This window comes from Paenalcaligenes sp. GW821-LYS-B07-1, from assembly GCF_058803365.1.
Window position 1 is genome coordinate 104,455 of record NZ_CM179516.1, and the last position, 21,485, is coordinate 125,939.

At 50.7% G+C, this 21,485-nt stretch carries 28 protein-coding genes; 3 read left to right on the forward strand and 25 right to left on the reverse strand.

Annotated features, from left to right (window positions below):
• Window positions 1-30: 30 nt before the first annotated feature.
• Window positions 31-672 carry a ubiquinol-cytochrome c reductase iron-sulfur subunit gene (gene petA, locus AC3QL0_RS00455; protein ID WP_135861427.1) on the reverse strand — a complete coding sequence of 214 codons (642 nt, stop codon included), beginning with the start codon at window positions 670-672 and terminating at the stop codon, window positions 31-33.
• Between the two features lie 131 nt (window positions 673-803).
• Between petA and mscL the strand changes: the two genes are divergently transcribed.
• Complete coding sequence (gene mscL / locus AC3QL0_RS00460) at window positions 804-1,283, forward strand: large conductance mechanosensitive channel protein MscL (protein WP_493009573.1); 480 nt, start codon at window positions 804-806, stop codon at window positions 1,281-1,283.
• Between the two features lie 87 nt (window positions 1,284-1,370).
• On the opposite strand, the gene AC3QL0_RS00465 is transcribed toward mscL, so the two are convergent.
• From AC3QL0_RS00465 to AC3QL0_RS00580, 24 genes are all read right to left on the reverse strand, one after another.
• The gene (locus tag AC3QL0_RS00465) at window positions 1,371-2,147 is read right to left on the reverse strand and encodes a Nif3-like dinuclear metal center hexameric protein (protein WP_493009574.1); all 777 of its coding nucleotides are present in this window, start codon (window positions 2,145-2,147) and stop codon (window positions 1,371-1,373) included.
• Between the two features lie 37 nt (window positions 2,148-2,184).
• Window positions 2,185-3,405 carry a multidrug effflux MFS transporter gene (locus AC3QL0_RS00470; protein ID WP_493009575.1) on the reverse strand — a complete coding sequence of 407 codons (1,221 nt, stop codon included), beginning with the start codon at window positions 3,403-3,405 and terminating at the stop codon, window positions 2,185-2,187.
• The gene (locus tag AC3QL0_RS00475; RefSeq protein WP_493009576.1) at window positions 3,402-4,031 is read right to left on the reverse strand and encodes a TetR/AcrR family transcriptional regulator; all 630 of its coding nucleotides are present in this window, start codon (window positions 4,029-4,031) and stop codon (window positions 3,402-3,404) included. Before AC3QL0_RS00475 ends, AC3QL0_RS00470 begins: the two co-directional genes overlap by 4 nt.
• Before the next feature lie 118 nt (window positions 4,032-4,149).
• Window positions 4,150-4,911, reverse strand: coding sequence for a twin-arginine translocase subunit TatC (tatC, locus tag AC3QL0_RS00480; RefSeq protein ID WP_493009577.1), 762 nt, complete (start codon window positions 4,909-4,911; stop codon window positions 4,150-4,152).
• Window positions 4,908-5,330: a Sec-independent protein translocase protein TatB gene (tatB, locus tag AC3QL0_RS00485; protein WP_493009578.1), complete on the reverse strand. Its 423-nt coding sequence runs from the start codon at window positions 5,328-5,330 to the stop codon at window positions 4,908-4,910. The genes tatC and tatB overlap by 4 nt, the downstream gene beginning before the upstream one ends.
• A gap of 31 nt (window positions 5,331-5,361) precedes the next feature.
• Window positions 5,362-5,589: a Sec-independent protein translocase subunit TatA gene (tatA, locus tag AC3QL0_RS00490; protein WP_493009579.1), complete on the reverse strand. Its 228-nt coding sequence runs from the start codon at window positions 5,587-5,589 to the stop codon at window positions 5,362-5,364.
• A gap of 15 nt (window positions 5,590-5,604) precedes the next feature.
• Window positions 5,605-5,973: a histidine triad nucleotide-binding protein gene (locus AC3QL0_RS00495; protein WP_493009580.1), complete on the reverse strand. Its 369-nt coding sequence runs from the start codon at window positions 5,971-5,973 to the stop codon at window positions 5,605-5,607.
• A 63-nt stretch (window positions 5,974-6,036) separates the two neighbouring features.
• Window positions 6,037-6,384 carry a phosphoribosyl-ATP diphosphatase gene (locus tag AC3QL0_RS00500; protein ID WP_493009581.1) on the reverse strand — a complete coding sequence of 116 codons (348 nt, stop codon included), beginning with the start codon at window positions 6,382-6,384 and terminating at the stop codon, window positions 6,037-6,039.
• A complete protein-coding gene (hisI, locus tag AC3QL0_RS00505; protein WP_493009582.1) occupies window positions 6,381-6,782 on the reverse strand; it encodes a phosphoribosyl-AMP cyclohydrolase in 402 nt (133 codons plus the stop codon). Before hisI ends, AC3QL0_RS00500 begins: the two co-directional genes overlap by 4 nt.
• Before the next feature lies 1 nt (window position 6,783).
• Window positions 6,784-7,569, reverse strand: coding sequence for an imidazole glycerol phosphate synthase subunit HisF (gene hisF, locus AC3QL0_RS00510; RefSeq protein ID WP_493009583.1), 786 nt, complete (start codon window positions 7,567-7,569; stop codon window positions 6,784-6,786).
• Window positions 7,566-8,306 carry a 1-(5-phosphoribosyl)-5-[(5-phosphoribosylamino)methylideneamino]imidazole-4-carboxamide isomerase gene (hisA, locus tag AC3QL0_RS00515; protein WP_493009584.1) on the reverse strand — a complete coding sequence of 247 codons (741 nt, stop codon included), beginning with the start codon at window positions 8,304-8,306 and terminating at the stop codon, window positions 7,566-7,568. Before hisA ends, hisF begins: the two co-directional genes overlap by 4 nt.
• A 60-nt stretch (window positions 8,307-8,366) precedes the next feature.
• On the reverse strand, window positions 8,367-9,011 hold the full coding sequence (hisH, locus tag AC3QL0_RS00520) for an imidazole glycerol phosphate synthase subunit HisH (RefSeq protein ID WP_493009585.1): 645 nt from the start codon (window positions 9,009-9,011) through the stop codon (window positions 8,367-8,369).
• Window positions 9,012-9,035: 24 nt separating this feature from the next.
• Window positions 9,036-9,623: an imidazoleglycerol-phosphate dehydratase HisB gene (gene hisB, locus AC3QL0_RS00525; RefSeq protein WP_135861413.1), complete on the reverse strand. Its 588-nt coding sequence runs from the start codon at window positions 9,621-9,623 to the stop codon at window positions 9,036-9,038.
• 24 nt (window positions 9,624-9,647) lie between these two features.
• The gene (gene hisD, locus AC3QL0_RS00530) at window positions 9,648-10,949 is read right to left on the reverse strand and encodes a histidinol dehydrogenase (protein WP_493009586.1); all 1,302 of its coding nucleotides are present in this window, start codon (window positions 10,947-10,949) and stop codon (window positions 9,648-9,650) included.
• A 53-nt stretch (window positions 10,950-11,002) separates the two neighbouring features.
• Window positions 11,003-11,686, reverse strand: a complete 684-nt coding sequence (gene hisG, locus AC3QL0_RS00535) for an ATP phosphoribosyltransferase (protein ID WP_166406694.1) — start codon at window positions 11,684-11,686, stop codon at window positions 11,003-11,005.
• Complete coding sequence (murA, locus tag AC3QL0_RS00540) at window positions 11,683-12,945, reverse strand: UDP-N-acetylglucosamine 1-carboxyvinyltransferase (protein WP_493009588.1); 1,263 nt, start codon at window positions 12,943-12,945, stop codon at window positions 11,683-11,685. The genes hisG and murA overlap by 4 nt, the downstream gene beginning before the upstream one ends.
• Window positions 12,938-13,186 carry a BolA family protein gene (locus AC3QL0_RS00545; protein WP_135861409.1) on the reverse strand — a complete coding sequence of 83 codons (249 nt, stop codon included), beginning with the start codon at window positions 13,184-13,186 and terminating at the stop codon, window positions 12,938-12,940. Before AC3QL0_RS00545 ends, murA begins: the two co-directional genes overlap by 8 nt.
• A gap of 2 nt (window positions 13,187-13,188) precedes the next feature.
• A complete protein-coding gene (locus AC3QL0_RS00550) occupies window positions 13,189-13,995 on the reverse strand; it encodes an ABC transporter permease (RefSeq protein ID WP_493011022.1) in 807 nt (268 codons plus the stop codon).
• Window positions 13,996-14,045: 50 nt separating this feature from the next.
• Window positions 14,046-14,840, reverse strand: coding sequence for an ABC transporter ATP-binding protein (locus AC3QL0_RS00555; RefSeq protein ID WP_493009589.1), 795 nt, complete (start codon window positions 14,838-14,840; stop codon window positions 14,046-14,048).
• Window positions 14,841-14,934: 94 nt separating this feature from the next.
• The gene (locus tag AC3QL0_RS00560; RefSeq protein ID WP_493009590.1) at window positions 14,935-15,564 is read right to left on the reverse strand and encodes an MlaC/ttg2D family ABC transporter substrate-binding protein; all 630 of its coding nucleotides are present in this window, start codon (window positions 15,562-15,564) and stop codon (window positions 14,935-14,937) included.
• Between the two features lie 14 nt (window positions 15,565-15,578).
• Window positions 15,579-16,418: an MlaA family lipoprotein gene (locus tag AC3QL0_RS00565; RefSeq protein WP_493009591.1), complete on the reverse strand. Its 840-nt coding sequence runs from the start codon at window positions 16,416-16,418 to the stop codon at window positions 15,579-15,581.
• Window positions 16,419-16,532: 114 nt separating this feature from the next.
• Complete coding sequence (gene mlaD, locus AC3QL0_RS00570) at window positions 16,533-16,988, reverse strand: outer membrane lipid asymmetry maintenance protein MlaD (RefSeq protein WP_493009592.1); 456 nt, start codon at window positions 16,986-16,988, stop codon at window positions 16,533-16,535.
• Window positions 16,989-17,007: 19 nt separating this feature from the next.
• Window positions 17,008-17,796 (reverse strand): lipid asymmetry maintenance ABC transporter permease subunit MlaE, encoded by a 789-nt coding sequence (gene mlaE / locus AC3QL0_RS00575; protein WP_493009593.1) that lies wholly within the window; start codon window positions 17,794-17,796, stop codon window positions 17,008-17,010.
• Entirely contained in the window at window positions 17,793-18,617 is an 825-nt protein-coding gene (locus tag AC3QL0_RS00580; RefSeq protein ID WP_493009594.1) for an ABC transporter ATP-binding protein, read from the reverse strand. Before AC3QL0_RS00580 ends, mlaE begins: the two co-directional genes overlap by 4 nt.
• Before the next feature lie 300 nt (window positions 18,618-18,917).
• Here AC3QL0_RS00580 and dctP point away from each other — a divergent pair, with 300 nt between their 5' ends.
• Both dctP and AC3QL0_RS00590 read left to right on the forward strand, forming a co-directional pair.
• On the forward strand, window positions 18,918-19,862 hold the full coding sequence (gene dctP, locus AC3QL0_RS00585) for a TRAP transporter substrate-binding protein DctP (protein ID WP_493009595.1): 945 nt from the start codon (window positions 18,918-18,920) through the stop codon (window positions 19,860-19,862).
• A 91-nt stretch (window positions 19,863-19,953) separates the two neighbouring features.
• Complete coding sequence (locus tag AC3QL0_RS00590) at window positions 19,954-21,381, forward strand: NAD-dependent succinate-semialdehyde dehydrogenase (protein ID WP_493009596.1); 1,428 nt, start codon at window positions 19,954-19,956, stop codon at window positions 21,379-21,381.
• Window positions 21,382-21,485 lie beyond the last annotated feature (104 nt).

Sequence of the window (21,485 nt, forward strand, 5' to 3'; positions counted from 1 at the left end):
GGCTCCTTTAATCTTTGAAAATTGTATGTCTTATGCCTTATTGTTTTCGTCCACACCAATCATGATGCGGTTGCCGTCGGCAGAAAACTCGTAAGGAGGAATTTCCAGGTTATCGGGTGCAGGTTTGTTCATGTACACGCGCCCGGCAAGATCAAAGGTAGAACCGTGACAGGGGCATAGAAAACCGCCATCCCAATCGCTGGGTAGGCCAGGCTGGGCACCGGAATTCAGGCGAGGGGTGGGGGAGCAACCTAGGTGAGTGCAAATACCGATACAGACAAAAATTTCTGGGCGGCGTGAGCGATACTCGTTTTTAGCGTAAGCCGGTGTGAAACCAGGACGATTTGAATCGGGGTCAGCCAATTGGTTATCGTGTTTGCTAAGCTCGGCGAGTTGTTCTGGAGTGCGGTACATAATCCAGATAGGATTACCGCGCCACTCTACAGTACGCATTTCGCCAGGAGCGAGTGTGGAGATATCTACTTCTACAGGAGCACCTGCAGCGCGGGCTTTGGCTGACGGGGCGAATGACCCGACAAACGGAACGGCGGCGCCAACCCCGGCGACACCTCCAACCGCACAGGCAGTAGTGACCCAGAAACGGCGCGAAGGATCGGCAGGCTTCTGCTCGTCGACCCCGTTTTCTTCGGGCTGTGTCGTAATCTGACTCATTCTAGTATCCTTATTCCTACCCCCCCTGGGGGCATACCACAAAATTTATGAACTTTGGGTCTGGGTTAAGTTATATCAACCCGGTATTATAGCCATTACCCGTCACAAGTGACTTGATCAGAGAGGTTTATATGAGCAAAACCAGTGGTTTTATCAAAGAATTTAGGGAGTTCGCAGTAAAAGGCAACATGATCGACCTAGCCGTCGGTGTGATTATTGGCGGCGCATTTGGAAAAATTATTGATTCACTGGTGAAAGACCTCTTCATGCCCATCATCAGCTTCGTGCTGGGCGGCGAAGTCGACTTCTCTAATCAATTCATTGTACTACGTTCACCTGAAGGTTATACAGGACCCCAAACACTAGAGGCGTTGAATGAAGCTGGGGCTGTATTGCTGTCCTGGGGCAGCTTCCTGACGGTTTTCATCAACTTCATCCTGCTGGCTTTCGTGGTGTTCTTGATGGTGAAAATGGTGAACCGTATGCGCAATACGCTGATGGCAGAAGAGAAAGTAGAGGAAGCGGAAGCTCCTCCAGCACCTACACCAGAAGATATCGTGTTGCTGCGTGAAATCCGTGACTCTTTGAAGACACGTGATGCTGCTCAGTAATGTCGTTATCTAGCGATAACGTCGCAAAAAAAGCCCCGAGTTTCGGGGTTTTTTTGTTTATGGTGTTTTGTACTGTTCTTGCAACAGTTAGATGGGGTTATCCACGTCTAAAAAGTCGACTTGGATGCCAAAACGCTGCGCAATGGCCTCGCCCAGTGCTTTTACGCCGTAGCGCTCGGTAGCGTGGTGACCCGCAGCAATGAATGCCGCTCCGGTTTCGTGGGCGAGATGGAAGTTGGGTTCAGAGGCCTCTCCGGTGATGTACACATCAGCGCCGGCATCGAGTGCGGCTTGCATATAACCCTGAGCTCCGCCCGTACACCAGGCAACAGTAGACACACTTTGTTGTGGTGAACCTACAAGTAATGGCTGCCGTTGCAACTGCTTGCAAACTAGCTGACCCAAGCTTTCTAGGGTCTGAGGTTGCTTACTTTTGCCTAACCAAATGAGTCCGCCGGGGCCACAGGTGACGGGTTCACCTTCATCATCGTAGGCGGGCTCTAGCTCTAATACCTGTGCCAATTGGGCGTTATTACCCAATGTAGGGTGAGCATCCAGAGGCAGGTGGTACGCGAACAGATTCAGGTCGTGCTGCAAGGTGGTCAGTAGACGCTGCTTTTTGATGCCACGTATGCGGGCATCTTCGTTTTTCCAGAACCAACCGTGGTGCACCAGTACGGTGTCAGCACCACGCTCTACAGCAGCGTCCAGCAGGGCTTGTGAGGCGGTCACACCAGTCACGATATGGCGAATACTGTCGCGCCCTTCTACCTGTATGCCGTTTGGACAGTAATCCGAAAAGCGGTGCGGTTGCAGGGTGGCAGTGAGCCATTGCTCCAGCTCTGTTCGCGTGATCTGTGACATGGTGCTTCCATCAATAAACTAAGGTTGAGCGTAGTGCTTAAGCCTCTACCAGTGGTGGTTGTGGGCGTTCGGCTAGTTTGCAGAATAGCAGCGCAAGTAACGCACATCCGGCAATAGCCAGTGGCAATACCACAGGGCTCTGGCCAAAGAAGGCAATCACATACCCTGCCAATGCAGCGATCAGGTATTGCAAGGTGCCCATCAGTGCCGAGGCTACACCTGCTTGCTTACCACTATGGTACATGGTCAATGCTGTCAGATTACCAAAAATCAGTCCCAGCGAGCCAACGGCTAAAGCAATGAGCGTAGCATAGCTCCACAGAGACGCTAACCCCAGTTGTACGATAGCGAACAATAATACGCCACTGAGTAGATGCAGGAACAGGCCTATGTACGTTACCCGTGTTTCGGCAAAACCGCGTTTCAACAGCGAGGTGCTGATCTGCCCGCCTATGACTAAGCTGATAGCGTTTCCAGCAAACAAGTAGCTGAATAGCGTGGGTGTAAGACCGAAATGTTGGGTAAAGATAAACGCAGAATGACTGATATACAAAAATAGTGAAGCAAGGACAAAACCACCTGCCAACGTGTAGGCCATAAAAATAGGTAGGCGCAGTTGTTGTCCATATGAGTGCAGGACACTGCTTATGCTCAGACTACGACGCTGTGAAGGTTTTAGCGTTTCAGGCACAGTAATAATGCCCCAGACGAGACCTACAACTCCGATGGCCGCCAGTACCCAGAAAATGAGTCTCCAATCCCCTTGCTCTAGCAAGAAACCACCAATGACTGGTGCCAAAATTGGGGCAATCATCATGATCTGCATTAGCAGAGAAAAAATGGGTACTGATTCAGCCAGCGTGCAGCGATCTGACACAATAGCGCGTGGTGTGACCAAGCCTGCAGCTGCTCCTAATGCTTGTAGAAAACGAGCAGCTAATAGCCATTCAATACTGGTCGATAAGGCCGCTATTACAGAGCCAAACACGAAAACCACCACCCCTACTAATATAGGTATGCGGCGTCCGAACCTCTCCAGCAAAGGCCCATACACTGCTTGGCCTACAGCCAAACCTATTAAGAAAATAGATAACGTTTGTTGTACACGTCCTGCTGATATACCAAGGTCTGATGCAATCGCAGGCATGCTGGGTAGGTACATGTCTATGGCCATAGCATCCATGGCTGTGAACAAGGACAGTAGCAGAATCAGAGATAGCGAAAGGCCGCTAGTAGCCGTATTACGATGGGAAATCATGATGGTTGTAGTGTGTGTAGTGTGTTGTGTAGGGTGTTGTGTAGTGTGTGTTGCAAAGATGTAAAGAGCAGCATTTCCAGCGCCGTCAGTCGGGCTTGGAACTCTAGGCCATCGGTGTAGATTAGTGTGACGTGCAGGCTGTCTACGATACCTAGGTAGGCGGTGCTGAATTGTGCAATGCTGTTTGGATATGTAGTGAGCTTAGGCTGGGCACGCAATAAGGCCTCACTAAAGTGGTCGCGCAATAGTTGTAAGTAGCCTTCATACCCTTCGTCCAAGGCTGTTTTTAAGGTTAGAGGTTGTAGATAAGTGGCCAATAGCAGTAAGCGTAGTGTTGGGGCTGTGGCATAGCGCTCTTGCAGGCTATTGCAATACTGAAAACCAGGTTTTTCTGTATCAGCCAAGGAAAAACACTGTTGCACATGCTCTCGCTCTAGTTCTAACGCACGGTTGAACGCAGCAAGGAACAACTCATCTTTACTTTTAAAGTGTGCATATAAAGATGCTTTACGTATTCCAGCAGTAATTGCAATTTCATTTAACGATGCGGAGCTGTAGTGGCGCTCGGCAAAGTGCAGAATGGCTGCTTGACAAATACGCTCAGCAGAAGGAGATAGTGCTGTCATGATGTGATGCTCATACCAAGATAAAAACGTATTCTAGCATTACTACCTACCGGTAGGTAGGTAAAAAAAGTAATGTGGCGTATAAACAAATAAGCCGCAGAGTCTGCGGCTTATTTGTTTAGGCTTCTAGTTCGCGGGAATCGGAATCTGCTTCTCGTTTTTTCATGAAGCTGGCAAAGACAATGCCTAGCTCGTAGAGCAAACACAGTGGGGCTGCCAGCAGGAATTGGCTGACTACATCAGGTGGTGTGACAACGGCCGCGATAATAAACGCTCCTACGATCACATAACCACGTACTTCACGCAGTTTGGCCACACTGGTAATGCCTGTTTTGACGAGCAAAATAACGGCAATAGGTACTTCAAAGGTAATGCCGAAAGCTAAGAACATCGTCATGACGAAGTTCAAATAGGCTTCGATATCCGGTGCTGGCGTGATGGAGTCAGGTGCAAAGGTAGCAATGAAGTGGAAAACAGTTTTGAAAACCACAAAATAACAAAATGCCATTCCTGTGATAAACAGCACAGTACTAGAGAAGATCAGTGGCAAGGCCAGCCGTTTCTCGTGTTTGTACAAGCCAGGAGCGACAAAGGCCCATGCTTGGTACAGCACAATAGGTAGCGCTACCATAAAGGACGCTAATAACGTCACTTTGACTGGCACCATGAAGGGTGTGATCACGCCCGTGGCGATCATGCGCGTACCCTGCGGCAACGATGCCAGCATAGGCTGTGCCAATACGTCGTAAATGACGGATGGCCCGGGGTACATGAACAGCACAAAAAATACGACCAGTACGCTCAGTACGGCACGCATTAAGCGGCTGCGTAATTCAACTAGGTGCGAAATAAAGGTATCGCCAGATTGCTCTTGGGTCATTCTTTGGCCTTGCTAGCGTTGTCTGGCGTAGCGGCAGCTTCAGGCTGTGCTGCTTCAGCAGTTTCCGGTAATGCCGCCTTTTTCTCAGCAGCAACCGGTTCTGTGGGGATATCTAACGGTTTGTGTAGATCAGAGAGGGCTTGTTGCGCTTCAGATAAAGGGTCTTTTATGGTGTTGACACTATCGTTGACCGAACTGCGTACTGAATTGGCGGCATCTTGCATCTGGTTCTTCAGTTTATTGATTTCTTCCAGATCCATTTCACGTTGTATGTCCGTTTTGACGTCGTTCATATAACGTTGGGCACGCCCCATCAAGTGCCCTACCGTACGTGCTACCTTGGGTAGACGTTCGGGACCGAGCACTATCAGAGCAACAACAGCAATCAGCAGTAATTCACTGAAACTAATGTCAAACATATGCGTGGCAAAACCTTAAAAGGTGGACACCTTAGGAATCCTGTTTTTCTTTGGCTTGCACATCAATAGTAGTGTTGTCTTGCACTTTTTGAGTCACAGCTTCGGGCTGCTCTTCAGTTTGTGCATCGCGCATACCTTTTTTGAAGCCTTTGATTGCGCCGCCTAGGTCCTCACCTACGTTACGCAGTTTTTTGGTACCAAAAACCAGAGCGATGATGACTAGTACAACCAGCCAGTGCCAGATACTAAAACTTCCCATGTTTGTCTCCGCAAATTAGGCAACGGCGGTAGCCGTGGGTTTCCAGGGGCGCTGACCCCCGATAATGTGTACATGCAAGTGGCCAACTTCTTGGCCACCATCGTTTCCACTGTTGATAACAACTCTAAAACCGCCTTCAGGGCCTGGGCGGCAACCATTTTCGCTAGCAATCTGAGGCACTAATGCCATCATTTTACCCAGCCATGTTGCATCGTTGGATGTCACATCCTGCAAAGATACTACGTGATGACGTGGCACCAGCAGAATATGCACGGGAGCAACCGGGTTGATGTCTTTGAAAGCGACAAATTCGTCGTTCTCGAAAACCTTGGCGGAAGGAATCGCACCTTCAATGATTTTACAGAACAGGCAGTTTTCGCTCATAACGTATAGACAAGTGAAAAAGAGGTCAAATCTTAGTTTACAGCACTTGATGGCTACTGGTGCTTAGTCTTGCTTGCGCTGAGCTTTTTCTTCTAAGCCAGACAAACCTTGTCGACGGGCCAGCTCGGCCAATACCGCTTCGGGGCGGATCTGGTAGTGAGTCAGTGCAACCATACAGTGAAACCAGAGGTCCGCGGTTTCTGACACAATGCGGTCCGGCGTGTTGTCTTTAGCTGCCATTACCAATTCACAAGCTTCTTCGCCTATTTTTTTCAGGAATGCGTCTGGCGCATTCGCAGTAGCAAGTAAACGAGCACTGTAGGAGGTTTGTGGATCGCCGCCATTAGCGGGTAGCCGTGTTTCCAACAAATCAGCCAGTTGGCTGAGCACATTACGGTAGTCGGTGGTCATTGGTAAATAGTGGAAGGGTCTTTTAATACTGGATCTACAGTCTTCCAGTCAGTACGGCCTTGTTCATCGGTATCCAGTCGCTGGTAAAAACAGCTTTCCCGGCCTGTGTGACATGCAATGCCGCCTAGTTGTTCTACGCGCAGCAAAATCACATCACCATCACAGTCTAGCCGAATTTCTTTTAAGTTTTGTGTATGCCCAGATTCTTCACCTTTACGCCACAAACGCTGGCGAGAACGTGACCAATACACAGCACGATTGGTCGCCACGGTTTCAGTCAACGCTTCACGGTTCATCCAGGCCACCATCAAAATGGCGCCTGTGTGGGCGTCTTGGGCAATGGCAGGGATTAATCCCTGCTCATCAAAATGCACTTGAGACAGCCAGTCTTGGGTCATGTTATGTCCTAACCTGAATACCACGCTCGGCTAAATAGGCTTTAGCTTGTGGAATGGTGTAGGTGCCATAGTGGAAAATGCTGGCGGCCAAGACGGCGCTGGCACCACCCTGCAATACACCTTCAGCCAAGTGTTCGAGCGTACCCACACCGCCAGAGGCAATCACAGGGATAGATACAGCATCAGATACAGCACGGGTTAGCTCTAGGTCAAAGCCGGATTTGGTGCCGTCTTTGTCCATGCTGGTGAGCAACAGCTCACCTGCCCCCAGCTTGGCCATACGCTGCGCCCACTCCACTACATCAATGCCCGTACCTTTTTTGCCGCCGTGAGTGTGTACTTCCCAACGAGCAGGCTCACCTGCCGCAGAGACGCGACGGGCATCAATGGCAACGGTCAGGCACTGTGAGCCGTAATGATCAGCAGCAGCGCGTACCAAGTCAGGATTCGCGACTGCAGCGCTATTAATGGACACTTTGTCGGCACCTGCATTCAGCAAACGCTGAATGTCGCCTACTTCGCGTACACCACCACCTACTGTAAGTGGAATAAATACTTGGCTCGCAACTGCCTCGATAATAGGCAGAATCAGATCGCGGTTTTCTGTGGTGGCAGTAATGTCCAGCAAGGTGATTTCGTCAGCACCTTGCTCGTTATAACTGCGTGCGATTTCAACAGGGTCACCTGCATCCACCAAGTCCACAAAATTCACGCCTTTAACTACACGGCCTGCGTTGACGTCAAGGCAAGGAATAATGCGGCAGCTGTGGGTGTTGGTTTCGCTCATGCTTCGTACTCGTCCGCGAAGTTTTGAGCTTCTGCGAAATCTAAGGTGCCTTCGTACAGGCTGCGGCCCAGAATCACACCTTCGATGCCTTCGTGCTCTACTTCGCACAGGGCTTCGATGTCTTTCAGGTTGGCTACACCGCCGGATGCGATGATGGGAATGCTAACGTGGCGGGACAAAGCAACGGTGGCTTCAATGTTGACGCCGCTTAGCATGCCATCTCTACCAATGTCGGTGTAGATGATGGATTCACAACCGTAGTCTTCAAATTTCTTGGCAATATCCAGTACGTCGTGGCGGCTCAGTTTGCTCCAACCATCGGTAGCGATTTTGCCGTCGCGTGCGTCCAGACCTACGATGATTTGGCCAGGGAACGCGCTGCACGCATCACGCAGAAAACCGGGGTTTTTAACGGCGGCAGTACCGATAATGACGTAGCTCAGACCTTGGTCCAAATAGGCTTCGATGGTGTTCAGATCACGAATACCACCGCCAATTTGTACGGGGATTTCTTCGTCAACAGCAGCCAAAATGGATTTGATCGCGGCTTGGTTCACAGGTTTGCCGGACACAGCACCGTTCAAATCCACCAGATGCAGGCGTCGTGCTCCTTGTTCAAGCCATTGTGCTGCCATGGCACCGGGATCATCGGAGAATACGGTAGCGTCATCCAGGTCGCCCTGGCGTAGGCGTACACAACGCCCGTCTTGTAGGTCGATGGCGGGGATTAAAAGCATGATCTCTAGCGTTAATGTCTAAATGGTAAACGAAAAGAAAAAGCCGCGATGCGGGTAAAGTTAAGGTTTCCAGTGTGCAAAATTGTGCAATAGCTGTAAACCGGCCTGTGCACTTTTTTCAGGATGAAATTGCACAGCGAAAATATTGTCTTTTGCGACTGCACTGGTGAAAGCATAGCCATAATGGGTACTTCCTGCGCATAGTGTAGTGGCAACTGGCTTTACGTAATAGCTATGAACAAAATAAAAGTAGCTATTTTGAGCTATATCTACCCATAACGGATGTGGCTGTTGCTGAAAAACTTGATTCCAGCCCACATGAGGGATTTTCAGCCCTTGGCGTTGATGTTCTGAGTGATAAAAAGCCGGACCGTGAAAGCGTACCACATCACCTTCAAATAGATTCAGGCAGTCAGTGTTGCCTTCATCACTATGGCTGAACAGCATTTGCTCACCTACACAAATACCCAGCAATGGTTTGAGGTTGGCTTGTTCACGTAAGGAATGTAGTAGCCCGGACTGTTGCAGGGACTGCATACAGTCAGGCATGGCGCCTTGTCCGGGGAGTACTAGCCTGTCGGCTTGTTGTAGTTGTGCGGGAGTGCGGGCCAGTAAAATGGTGGCCTCGGGGGCTGCAGCTTGAAGGGCGCGGGCAACAGAGTGTATGTTGCCCATGCCGTAATCGACGATAGCGATCGTACTCACGATGGATAGCCAAGAGAGTGGGGGTTAGAGTACGCCCTTAGTGGAGGGGATGATGCCTTCACTGCGTGGGTCTACTTCCAGTGCCATACGCAACGCGCGGCCAAACGCCTTGAAAATGGTTTCGCACTGGTGGTGTGCGTTTTCGCCACGTAGATTATCAATGTGCACGGTAGCGTTAGCGTTGTTAACGAAGCCTTGGAAAAATTCGCGGGCCAAGTCTACATCAAAATTGCCAATACGGGCACGGGTGTAATTTACGTAGTAAAACAGACCAGGACGGCCGGAGAAATCAATAACTACACGGCTTAAGGCCTCGTCCAGTGGCACGTAGGAGTGGCCATAACGGCGCAAACCTGCCTTGTTGCCAACGGCTTGAGCAAACGCCTTACCCAGTGCAATGCCAATATCTTCCACAGTATGGTGATCATCAATGTGGGTGTCGCCATCACAGGACACATCCAGATCAATCAGGCCATGGCGTGCGATCTGGTCCAGCATGTGGTCCAGAAAAGGTACGCCGCTATTTAGATTATGGCGGCCGGTGCCATCAATATTGATGGCAACACGGATACGGGTTTCATTGGTATTACGGGAAACTTCAGCTGTACGCATAACAAAACGGTAACCAGACCGGGGTTAAGGTTTGAGACGGTATTCTGCGCTGGCAGCGTGGGCAAATAGCCCTTCGCCTTTAGCGAGAGTAGCGGCAATAGGGCCTAGCGTTTGAGCGCCGGCCTGCGAGACATTAATCATGCTGCTGCGTTTCTGGAAATCATACACACCTAATGGGGATGAGAAACGTGCGGTACGCGATGTGGGCAGTACGTGGTTAGGGCCTGCGCAGTAGTCGCCCAGCGACTCTGAGCTGTAGTGGCCCATGAAAATAGCACCCGCATGGCGGATTTTTTGTGCCCAACGCTCAGGTTCCAGTGTGGAAATCTCCAAGTGTTCAGCTGCAATGTGGTTAGCAACGTTACATGCTTCATCCATATCGCGTACTAAGATCAGTGCACCACGGTCTTTCAGACTTTGGCGAATGATGGCTTCACGCGGCATGGTGGTGATGAGCTCTGCGATAGCGGCTTCTACTTTGTCTAAGTAGGCGGCGTCAGGGCACAGCAAGATGGATTGTGCCAGTTCATCGTGTTCAGCTTGTGAGAACAGATCCATCGCTACCCATTCGGCTGGTGTGCTGCCGTCAGCGATGATCAGAATTTCGCTAGGGCCAGCAATCATGTCTATGCCCACAATACCAAACACGCGACGTTTGGCTTCAGCAACGTAGGCGTTACCTGGCCCTACGATTTTATCCACAGGCGTAATGCTTTCAGTACCGTATGCCAAAGCAGCAACGGCTTGTGCGCCACCAACCGTGTAAACCTTGTCCACACCGGCCAATGCAGCGGCCGCTAACACCAATTGGTTGCGCTCGCCGTTGGGTGTGGGGGTAACCATGATTAGTTCGCCCACGCCGGCTACTTTGGCTGGCATGGCATTCATGAGCACTGAGGATGGGTATGCTGCTTTGCCACCGGGTACGTACAAACCTACGCGATCCAGCGGAGTGATTTTCTGGCCTAAAACTGTGCCATCGGCTTCGGTGTAGGACCAGTCGGTAGCGCGCTGTTTTTCGTGGTACAGACGTACACGCTCAGCCGCTTGCTCTAGTGCGTGGCGTTGATCGGCTGGTAGTGTGTTCAGAGCCTGTTGCAGTTCTTGGGCTGAAATTTCCAATTCAGCCATCGAATGTGCGGGTACATGATCAAAACGTTGTGTGAACTCAAGCAATGCGGCATCTCCACGCTCTTTGACAGCGTGCAGAATGGTTTTACAGGCTTGCTCGATGGAGTCATCTTGTGTGGCTTCATAAGCCAGCAGATCGCGCAATTCTTGATCGAACTGGGCGGATGTCGTGCTCAAACGGCGGATCATGGACATGGTGCAAATCAAAAGAGAAACAACAGGGTACAGTTTAGTGTATCCGAGATCGTCTAGTTCTGGGGTGGTTCAACCGCTGCGCGCATAAAAGCGTTGATCAGAGGCTGCAATTCAGTCTGACGGGTTTTCATGGCTGCTTGGTTGATGATGAGGCGCGAAGAAATCTGGGCGATCTCTTCTACTTCTTCCAAATGGTTGGCACGCAAGGTACTACCAGTGGAAACCAAGTCCACAATGGCGTCAGCCAGCCCTACCAACGGTGCCAGTTCCATAGAGCCGTACAGTTTGATTAAGTCTACGTACACACCTTTGGACGCGAAGTGCTCACGAGCTGCGCGCGTGTATTTGGTTGCGATACGCAGGCGAGAGCCTTTGCGTACGGCGTTGTCGTAGTCAAACCCTTCTGCCACGGCCACGCTCATGCGGCAACGGGCGATGTTCAGGTCGATGGGCTGGTAGATACCGCCGGGGTGATGTTCGCTGTGTTCGTACAGTACGTCTTTACCCGCGATCCCAATATGCGCAGCACCGTATTGCACGTACGTAGGTACGTCGGTAGCACGCACAATGATGATTTGCAGATCAGGTGAGTTGGTAGGCAGAATCAACTTGCGTGAAGTTTCTGGGCTTTCCAACACCTTAATGCCGGCTTCTTCCAGCAAAGGCAGGGTTTCATCAAAAATCCTGCCTTTGGAAAGTGCCAAGGTCAGAGGACGATTTGCACTGGCTGGGCTCATTCTTCTTCCTTCGTCAGGCGCTCAATGTGGGCACCTACAGCTTGCAGTTTGGATTCCATGCGGTCGTAGCCACGATCCAAGTGGTAAATACGCTCGATGATAGTGTCGCCTTTGGCGGCCAAACCAGCAATCACTAAGCTGGCAGACGCGCGCAAGTCGGTTGCCATCACACGGGCACCCAACAATTGGCTTACACCGGTCACAACGGCAGCATTACCATCGATTTCGATCTGCGCACCCAAGCGGATCAGTTCTTGTACGTGCATGAAACGGTTTTCAAAGATGGTTTCTACTACCATGGCAGTACCGTCAGCGATGGTGTTTAGCGCCATCAACTGTGCTTGCATATCGGTAGGGAAACTTGGGTATTCACTGGTACGGAAACCAGTTGCTTTAGGGCGACCATGCATCGTGCCGCGTACCCAATCTGGGCCAGTTTCAATGTGTAGACCGGCTTCACGCAGTTTGTCTAACGTTGCACCCAGAGTGTCAGGGCATGCGCGACGCAGCATCAAATCACCGCCTGTAGCGGCTACCGCGCACAGGAATGTACCTGCTTCAATGCGGTCTGGCATGATGGTGTGTTCTGCACCGTGCAGGCGTTCTACGCCTTGAATGGTGATGCGATCTGTACCGTGGCCACTGATTTTCGCGCCCATGGCGATCAACAGTTCGGCCAAGTCTACGATTTCTGGTTCGCGTGCAGCGTTTTCCAGAATGGTTTCGCCGTCGGCCAGTGTGGCGGCCATTAGCAGGTTTTCTGTACCTGTCACTGTCACCATATCAGTACGGATCACCGCACCTTTGAGGCGTTTAGCTTTAGCAACCACGAAACCGTGTTCGATGAGGATGTCTGCACCCATGGCTTCCAAGCCCTTGATGTGCTGATCCACAGGGCGTTGGCCAATGGCGCAGCCGCCGGGCAAGCTGACGCGTGCTTCACCGAAGCGTGCCAGTAATGGGCCCAGCACCAGAATGGAAGCGCGCATGGTTTTCACCAGCTCGTAAGGGGCCTCCAAACTATGCAGTTCGTTGGCGCGTATGGTTACGCTTTCGGCATTGCGCTCTACATGAGCACCCAACTGATTCAGCAGTTTTAGGGTGGTGTCAATGTCGCGCAGTTCTGGCGCGTTATGCAGCGTAACAGTATCGCTGGTCAATAACGTGGCACAGAGTATAGGCAGGGCGGCATTTTTGGCACCGGATACGGTGATCTCTCCGTTTAAACGTTGACCACCGGTGATGCGCAGTTTATCCATTCTGTTCAGCCTTGTATTCTTCGGGAGTAAGAGTGCGCATGGACAAGGCATGGATTTCAGCATCCATGCGGTTCCCCAATGCTTTGTATACGCGTTGGTGGCGAGCGATAGCACGCTTGCCTTCAAATTCACGGCTTACGATGATGGCCTCAAAGTGGGCACCATCGCCAGTGACTTCGACATGTTCACAGTCCAGGTTGTCGGCAATGTACTGGCGTACGAGTTCAGGTGTCGGCAACATAATTAATTCCGTAATTTATAGCCCGAAATGAGCATGCGTAGCAGGATCAGGCACAGTACGACAAACACGGACCCAACCACGGCCAGACTGTGCCAAGGGGAGGCATCTGAGATGGCGAAAAAGCCATAACGGAAACCATCAATGGTGTAGAAAATGGGGTTCCAGTGCGATACCGACTGCCAGAAAGGAGGCAGGCTGTGTATGGAGTAGAACACGCCGGACAAGAAGGTCGCAGGCATGATCAGGAAGTTCTGGAACACTGAAAGTTGATCAAATTTCTCAGACCACAGGCCCGCAATTATACCCAGAGCACCCATGACGCCACAGGATAAAATCGCGAAAGTTAGTACCCACAGGTAGCTGTGGATTTGCAGCGGAATGAAGAACAGCGAGACCAAGCCAATCGCAATGCCCACCACTAAGCCACGAATAATAGAGGCGAGTAAATAAGCGGCGAAGATATCCCAGTGGGATAGTGGCGGTAGCAAGATGAAAATCAGGTTCCCACCCATACGGCTTTGCACCAGCGATGACGACGGGTTAGCAAATGCATTTTGCAGCATGCTCATCATCATCAAGCCAGGGATCAAAAAGGCGGTATACGGGATTTTGTCGTATACATTCACACGCCCTTCCAAAATATGCGCAAACACGAGCAAATACAGCAAGGCAGATAGCACAGGCGCGGCCATGGTCTGGCCACCTACTTTCCAGAAGCGCTTGAGCTCTTTGAATAGCAGCGTAGGAAAACCTGAGCCGCCCGGCTGGGTTTGCAATGGGGGTAAGGAATCTTGTGCGAGTTGTGTCAGGCTTTCTTGGTCAGGCACACCCCAGCGCTTGCTTGGCGTAGGTTGTGTGCTCATGCCAGTGCCTCATTCAGTTGTTCGCCATGCATGATACGTACAAAAGCTTCTTCCAGATCGTGACTGCCTGCACTTTTTAGCAGGTTGGCGGTGGTGTCTAGCGCGATGATTTCACCGGCTTTGAGCATAGCAATGCGGCCACACAGCGCTTCGGCTTCTTCCAAGTAGTGGGTGGTCAACAAAATTGTATGTCCCACGCGATTGAGGCGTGAGATAAATTCCCAAAGGTTACGGCGTAAGTCTACGTCCACACCGGCTGTGGGTTCATCTAGGATAATTACGGGGGGTTTATGCACCAAAGCCTGGGCTACCAATACACGGCGTTTCATCCCACCAGACAGGGCACGCATGTTGGAATTGGCTTTATCACTTAAACCCAAATGGTGCAGGATTTCGTCTATCCAGTCGTCGTTGTTGCGTAGTCCAAAGTAGCCGGACTGCAAGCGCAGAGTTTCACGTACAGTGAAAAACGGGTCATACACCAGTTCTTGGGGGACTACTCCCAATGCACGTCTAGACTGCCTGTATTCGCTTTGCACATCGTAGCCATACACCTTGGCAGTGCCTTGGGTAGCTTTGGTTATGCCGGCCAAAATGGAGATCATGGTGGTTTTGCCAGCACCGTTAGGGCCTAGCAAACCAAAAAATTCTCCGGGCTCAATGCGCAGCGAGACATCCTTCAGAGCCTGAAAGGGTGCGGCTTCTGCAGCCTTGGTCGAGCGCAAAAACGGCAGCTTGTGGCGTTTAGGGCTGAAAGTTTTGGAAACGTTTTCAAGCAGAATGGCAGACATGAAAGCACAAAGAGTCGGGCTTATTGGTAAACCCGACTCTGCATAGAGTTAGGATCGGAAAAACAGAGGTGATCCGATCAAGTGTAGCGCAGGATCAGCGGTTTTGCTGATTCAGTGCGTTGATCAGACCATCTATGCCGTTTTGAGCTATCTGGTCGTTGAACTGGTTACGGTAGTTCTGGATCAGCCAGATATTTTCCACATTCAGGTCGTACACTTTCCAGCCTTCTGGTGTTTTTTCCAGACGGTAATCTACCGCGACTGCCGGACCATTGCTTTGATTGATCATGGAACGCACTACAACGTCGTTCGCATTGGCATCACCGCGAAATGGTTGCATGGAAATGCTGGATTTGTCGTCCACTTTGGTCATGGCACCACTGTAGGTACGGATCAAGGTGTTTTTAAATGCATTGATCAGATTTTGACGCTGTTCAGGTGTGGCAGTACGCCAGTGTCTACCAGCTGCTAAACGGGTGGTTTTCTCGAAGTTAACGTAAGGTAATACGTAGTTTTCGATCAGTACTTTAACGGCTTCACGATCGCCGTGGCGTGCGGCATCATCGCTTTTGACGGCGTTCAATGCTGTGCTGGCCACGGCTTCTACGAAGTCTTGAGGTGAGCCTGTGGCATCAATAGTTTGTGCGCTGGCCAGTGGGCTGAACAGTGTCAGGCTGAACGCCATTAGCAAGAGAGCAGGTAATCTAAAAAGAGTCGTAAACATTATGGTTTCTGCCTTCAGTCTTGTGCGGTAGTGGGGGCTATGCTGTTGGTATCTTCATCATCGTAGTCGTCGTCATCGCCGTAGTCTGGCAGAGCGGCATCGCCTGCAGTACCGCCATTCAGACGGCTTTCTACCATCGCGTCACGGCGTTGCAGGTAGGCGTCACGGATGAAGCTGTAGCGATCTAGCGCTACATCATTAACCAATTCGTCAGCGTCTAACAGGTTGGAACGCATATTCACGATGTACAGACCCATCAGCGAGTTACGTACAGGTACGTTTTTGATCGCCATGATAGGAATCACTTCGGTCAGGCTATTAATACCAGCCAATACGGTGACATAACCAGTGGTATCACGCAGCGTGCTTGGGCCTAGCAAGGGCAATTCAATGTATGGGCCAGTTGGAATACCCCAAACACCCAAGGTGGTACCGAAGTCGTTAGGAATACGTCTGGAACCCATTTCGGATGCAACGTCAAAGCAGCCACCAATACCCATTGTGGTATTGAACAGTACACGACCCAGTGTATTGAAGAAGTCGTGCGGACGGCCTTGCAAGAAGCTGTTAGCGGCAGACCAGATATCACCCAGGTTATTGAACATGTTACGGAAACAGTTCTGCGCAGGTTGCGGTGTCAGGGTGTGATAGGCCGACGCGATAGGACGGAACAACGCTTGATCAATGTTGTAGTTGATCGCGTACATGGTCCGGTTGTAGCTTTCGAATGGATCTCGAGGGTTTGGGTTGTTCACGGTCGCGCAGCCGCTCACCAACGCCAGCGCAGCCAAGGTAGAACCGATGGCTAAGGGACGCTTATAGAGAGGGGGTGAGGCTTGCTGTGTAACATTCATGATCAAAAATCCGAGATAAAGAAAGACAAAGATACCAGATGCTGGAGTCCCATATATAGCAAATTGACCGCAGAGTCGTTTTTTGGACGCACTCTATACACCGTGGTGTAGAGGTTATTCGCCGGCTTTGTTATAGAGGAATTTACTGATGAGTTCTTCGAGTACTACCGCGCTCTGAGTGTAGGGAATGACGCTGTTATTATGAAGGGCATCGTCACTGCCACCGGGGGTGATGCCTATGTATTGTTCACCCAACAGACCTGATGTCAGGATAGAAGCAGAACTGTCATCCGGGAACTGGTAACGGTCTTCTAGCTCCATGGTGACCAAGGCTTTGAAGTCTTTGTTATCAAAAGTGATGTTGGTGACACGGCCTACAACTACACCACTGCTCTTGATAGGGGCGCGTACTTTCAGGCCACCTAAGTTATTGAAAGAGGCTTGTACTTGGTAAGTAGGCGCAAAGGAGAAAGAGCTCAGGTTACCTGCGCGCAGTGCCAGAAAGGCTAAGGCTATCAAGCCAATCAGCACAAACAGGCCTACAAGAAAATCAGATCTTTCGCGTGACATGATACGTATCCGTAAAAAATTAATTGCTGAACATCAGTGCTGTAAGCAGGAAATCCAAACCGAGCACGGCTAATGAGCCGGCGACCACTGTACGAGTCGTGGCACGGGAAACACCCTCAGGTGTTGCTTTGGCTGTCCAGCCTGTATATAGGGCGATCAGCGTGACTACCAAACCGAACACAATGCTTTTGATAACGCCGTTTAGTACATCATCAAAGATATCAACGCCAGACTGCATCTGTGACCAGAACGAGCCTGGATCAATGCCAATCATGGGCACACCTACAATCCAGCCGCCAATCACACCAACGGCTGAGAATACGGCAGCGAGTATAGGCATGGCGATCACGCCGCCCCAGAAGCGGGGTACCAATACACGGCGTATAGGGTCTACGGCCATGACTTCCATGGCGGTAAGCTGTTCGCCTGCTTTCATGAGCCCGATTTCAGCGGTTAAGGAGGTACCAGCGCGACCCGCAAACAATAATGCGGTTACTACGGGCCCCAGCTCGCGGCTCAAGGACAACGCTACTAACAAGCCTAATGCTTCTTCGGAGCCATAACGGCTCAGTGTGTAATACCCTTGCAATCCCAGCACGAAACCTACAAATAGGCCGGAGATGGCGATAATCAGCAGGGAGTAATTACCAATAAAGTGAATTTGTTGCGACACCAAACCGGGGCGTCTCAGGGCAATGCCAGAGCGCGCCAGCATGGCAAAAAACAACCGTGTAAAAGCACCCAAACCATGAATGCTCAGTCTGACAAAGCGGCCTAGCGCCGTGATGGGGGAGAGCAGTTTTATCATGAGCGGCGTTGTTGTGTATTTAACCAGTCGTTAAATGCGGGTGTCACGGGGTAGTTGAAGGCGATAGGGCCATCAGGTTCACCGTGCAAGAACTGGGCAATATAAGGATCCGTCGATTTTTCCAACTCAGCAGGAGCACCATGTCCAATCAACTTACCTTGCCCTACGATATACACGTGATCGGCAATAGCGAAGGACTCCGGTACGTCGTGCGTGATCAGTACAGAGGCGCAATTCAGCTTGTCGGTAAGATCGCGTATGAGTTGCGCGGTAATACCCAGAGAGATAGGGTCTAAACCGGCAAAAGGCTCATCGTACAAAATGAGCTCAGGTTCCAGCACAATGGCTCGGGCTAAGGCGACACGGCGTGCCATACCGCCGGAAATTTCGGCGATTTGCAGGTGTGCTGCAGCTCGTAACCCTACGGCATCTAGTTTGCCCAGTACGCGTTCTAGGATTTGTTCTTCGGATAAGTCGGTATGTTCGCGCAGTGGGAAGGCAACGTTTTCAAAGACGTTTAAGTCAGTGAACAGGGCGCCTTGTTGGAATAAAACACCCATGCGTTGTCGGGCGTGGCGTACTTGTTGGTCGTTTAGCATGGCTAAATCGTCACCAAACGCATAGACCTTACCGCTTTGCGCCACAATTTGACGTGTGGCAGCACGCATCAGCGTGGTTTTTCCTGAACCAGAACCACCCATCATGGCCACAACTTGGCCACGCTTAACTTCAATATCAATCTCGCTCAGGACGGTGAATTTACCGTAGCCTAGCGAAGCAGATTCGAACTTCAGCAACGTATCGGAAGAAGAGCTGTTCATGAAATGCAGTGAAAATCCCGTGATGGTGCAGTGTAACGTTTTACGTTGCGCAACAGGATGCGCCACTAACGTATAACGTAGTTAAGTGAAACTGTACCGAAGCGGCTCTATCTCTGGCAAGTCTGGAACGTGTATAAACGTAAACTCGTAAATACACGTCATGGATTGATACCAATCGCAAAAAATGTGTAAGCCTAACCTACAGTGGGGTACTGTTTACCTCTATTTGCCTCAGCGAGAAGCAAAAGACGTAGTGTAAAGAGTATTTGTGGAGTATTTGTGCAGCGGAGAGAAGTAACCATGCAAAAAAACAAAATTTTAGGAAACTGGGTGCGCATATTGTGTTTGGTCTGTGCCCCTTTGACGGCATGGGCTGCACCTACAGAGATTAAGGTAGTGCACGACGGTAAGGCCAATGGCTTTGACAGTAAAGTGGTGAAGCGCTGGGCTGACTTGCTTAAAGAGCGTAGTTCAGGCGATTTGGTGCTGCGCTACGATGCAAAGGCCGATCACACTACTGAACAAGCATTGGCAGATATTGCTGAAGGCAAGAATGTACTGGCTTTAGTGGCATTGCCCGTGCTGGCAAATTACGCCGCGAATCAAGAGATGATGAGCGTGCTGCCCACAGAGGGCAGTGAAACGCTATTTACCGCTTATAGCGAAGCGTTGCGGAATCAAGGCATGCGTGTGGTGATGAAAAATTACTACAACGGTGAACCGTTGTTTCTGGCTAAAAAACCCTTGTACAACGTGCGTGATGTGGCTGGATTAAGAATCGCGACATCCCATGACCCTATTCAGCAAAAATTGTTGGACGATCAAAAAGCTACAGCCGTCGTGTTGGAGCCCGACGAGGTGTCTGTGGCGCTAACGTATGGCACGGTAGATGGTGCAGAAGGCGACTTGTTTACGCTGTATGAACACCGTTGGTATGAACCTGCAAAATATCTATCTGCTATTGGGGCAACGTCTACGATTCGAGTCTGGTTAGGGAGCGAAACTTTCTTAAATGGGTTGTCGCCAGCGGATCAAGAGTTACTGACTACTACTGCTCAAGAAGCGGGGTTATATAGCCAAGAGCTAGCTGAAAAATACACGGCCGATATCAAGCAAGCATTGCAAGGTGAAGGTGTGCAGTTGATTGGGTTTGATGCACGCAGTTCGGTGATGGATGATGAGCGTGGAAGCGGTGTAAACAAAGACTTGTATCGTGTGCCTGCTGCAACAACGATGACCCCATAAAGCAGTTCGGGTATAGTGGAAAAGTCACGATTGAACAATGCGTGCAAGTGACGGTATTACACAATATTTATTAATGCATAACGGGACAAACATGTACGAAAAGCTGGCTTTATATATCAATGGTCAATTTGTGGAGGCCGATGGGCGGGAGACCATGCCGGTAGTGAATCCGGCCACCCAAGAAGTTCTGGGCCAATTGCCAATGGCGACGAAGGCAGACTTGGATCTGGCGCTGGAATCTTCAGCGAAAGCATTTGAGAGCTGGAAAAAATCCTCTCCCATGCAGCGTTCAGAGATTTTGCGTAAAGTAGCCCAGTTGTCCCGTGAGCGTGCTCAGGAAATTGGTCGCAATATTACGCAAGATATGGGTAAGCCTGTGGCTGAAGCTGTGGGTGAGGTCGTTGCATGTGCTGACCATGCTGATTGGCATGCTGAAGAATGCCGTCGTATTTATGGCCGTATCGTACCTGCACGTAACCCCGATGTGCGTCAGATGGTTCTGCGTGAACCTATTGGCGTGTGTGCGGCATTTTCCCCATGGAACTTCCCGTATAACCAAGCTATACGCAAAATCTCTGCAGCGATTGGTGCCGGTTGTACCATCATTCTGAAAGGCCCAGAAACAGCACCTAGCGCTGTGATGGCTATTGCTAAAGCCTTCCACGATGCAGGTTTGCCTCCAGGGGTGCTGAATATCGTTTGGGGTGATCCACCGTTTATTTCCGACTACCTGATCCGCTCACCTATAGTGCGCAAGATCTCTTTCACGGGTTCGGTGGCGGTTGGTAAACAACTGGCTGCTTTGGCCGGCGCACATATGAAGCGCTCCACCATGGAGTTGGGCGGGCATTCACCAGTGCTGGTGTTTGAAGATGCAGACGTAGATCGCGCTGCTAAACAGTTGGCAAACTTCAAAGTGCGTAACGCTGGCCAGGTGTGTGTGTCGCCTACTCGTTTCTACGTACATAAAAACGTGTACGACCGTTTCTTGGCTGAGTTCGTTGATGCGTTGAAACAAGTACGTGTGGGTAATGGTCTGGAACCCGACACACAAATGGGCCCTCTGGCTAACCAACGCAGCGTGCCACGTATGGCTCGTTTTGTGGAAGATGCGGTGCAGCATGGCGGTAAAGTGGTGCTGGGCGGCGAAAAATTGGAAGGTATTGGTAACTTCTTCCCACCAACCGTAATTACTGGCTTGAGCGAAGACTCCATGTTGATGACCGAAGAGCCTTTCGGTCCTGTGGTGCCTGTGGTGCCGTTCTCGGATACGGATGACGTTATCCGTAAAGCAAACCACTTGCCATTCGGTTTGTCGTCTTACGTGTTCACGAACTCCTTGCACACAGCTCATCTGGCAGCGACCGGCATTGAGTCTGGTATGGTCAACATTAACCACTTCGGTAGCGCCCTACCAGAAACACCATTTGGTGGTGTGAAAGACAGCGGTATTGGTAGTGAAGGCGGTACAGAAACCTTTGACGGTTATCTGGTGACTAAGTTTGTGACACAAATCTAAGTCGTTTCACGCTATACAACACAACGCCCACAAGAATTACTCCTGTGGGCGTTGTGCTTTCTGTACAAGCCATCTAGCTGCCGTTGTGTGTGGACAGCTAGATG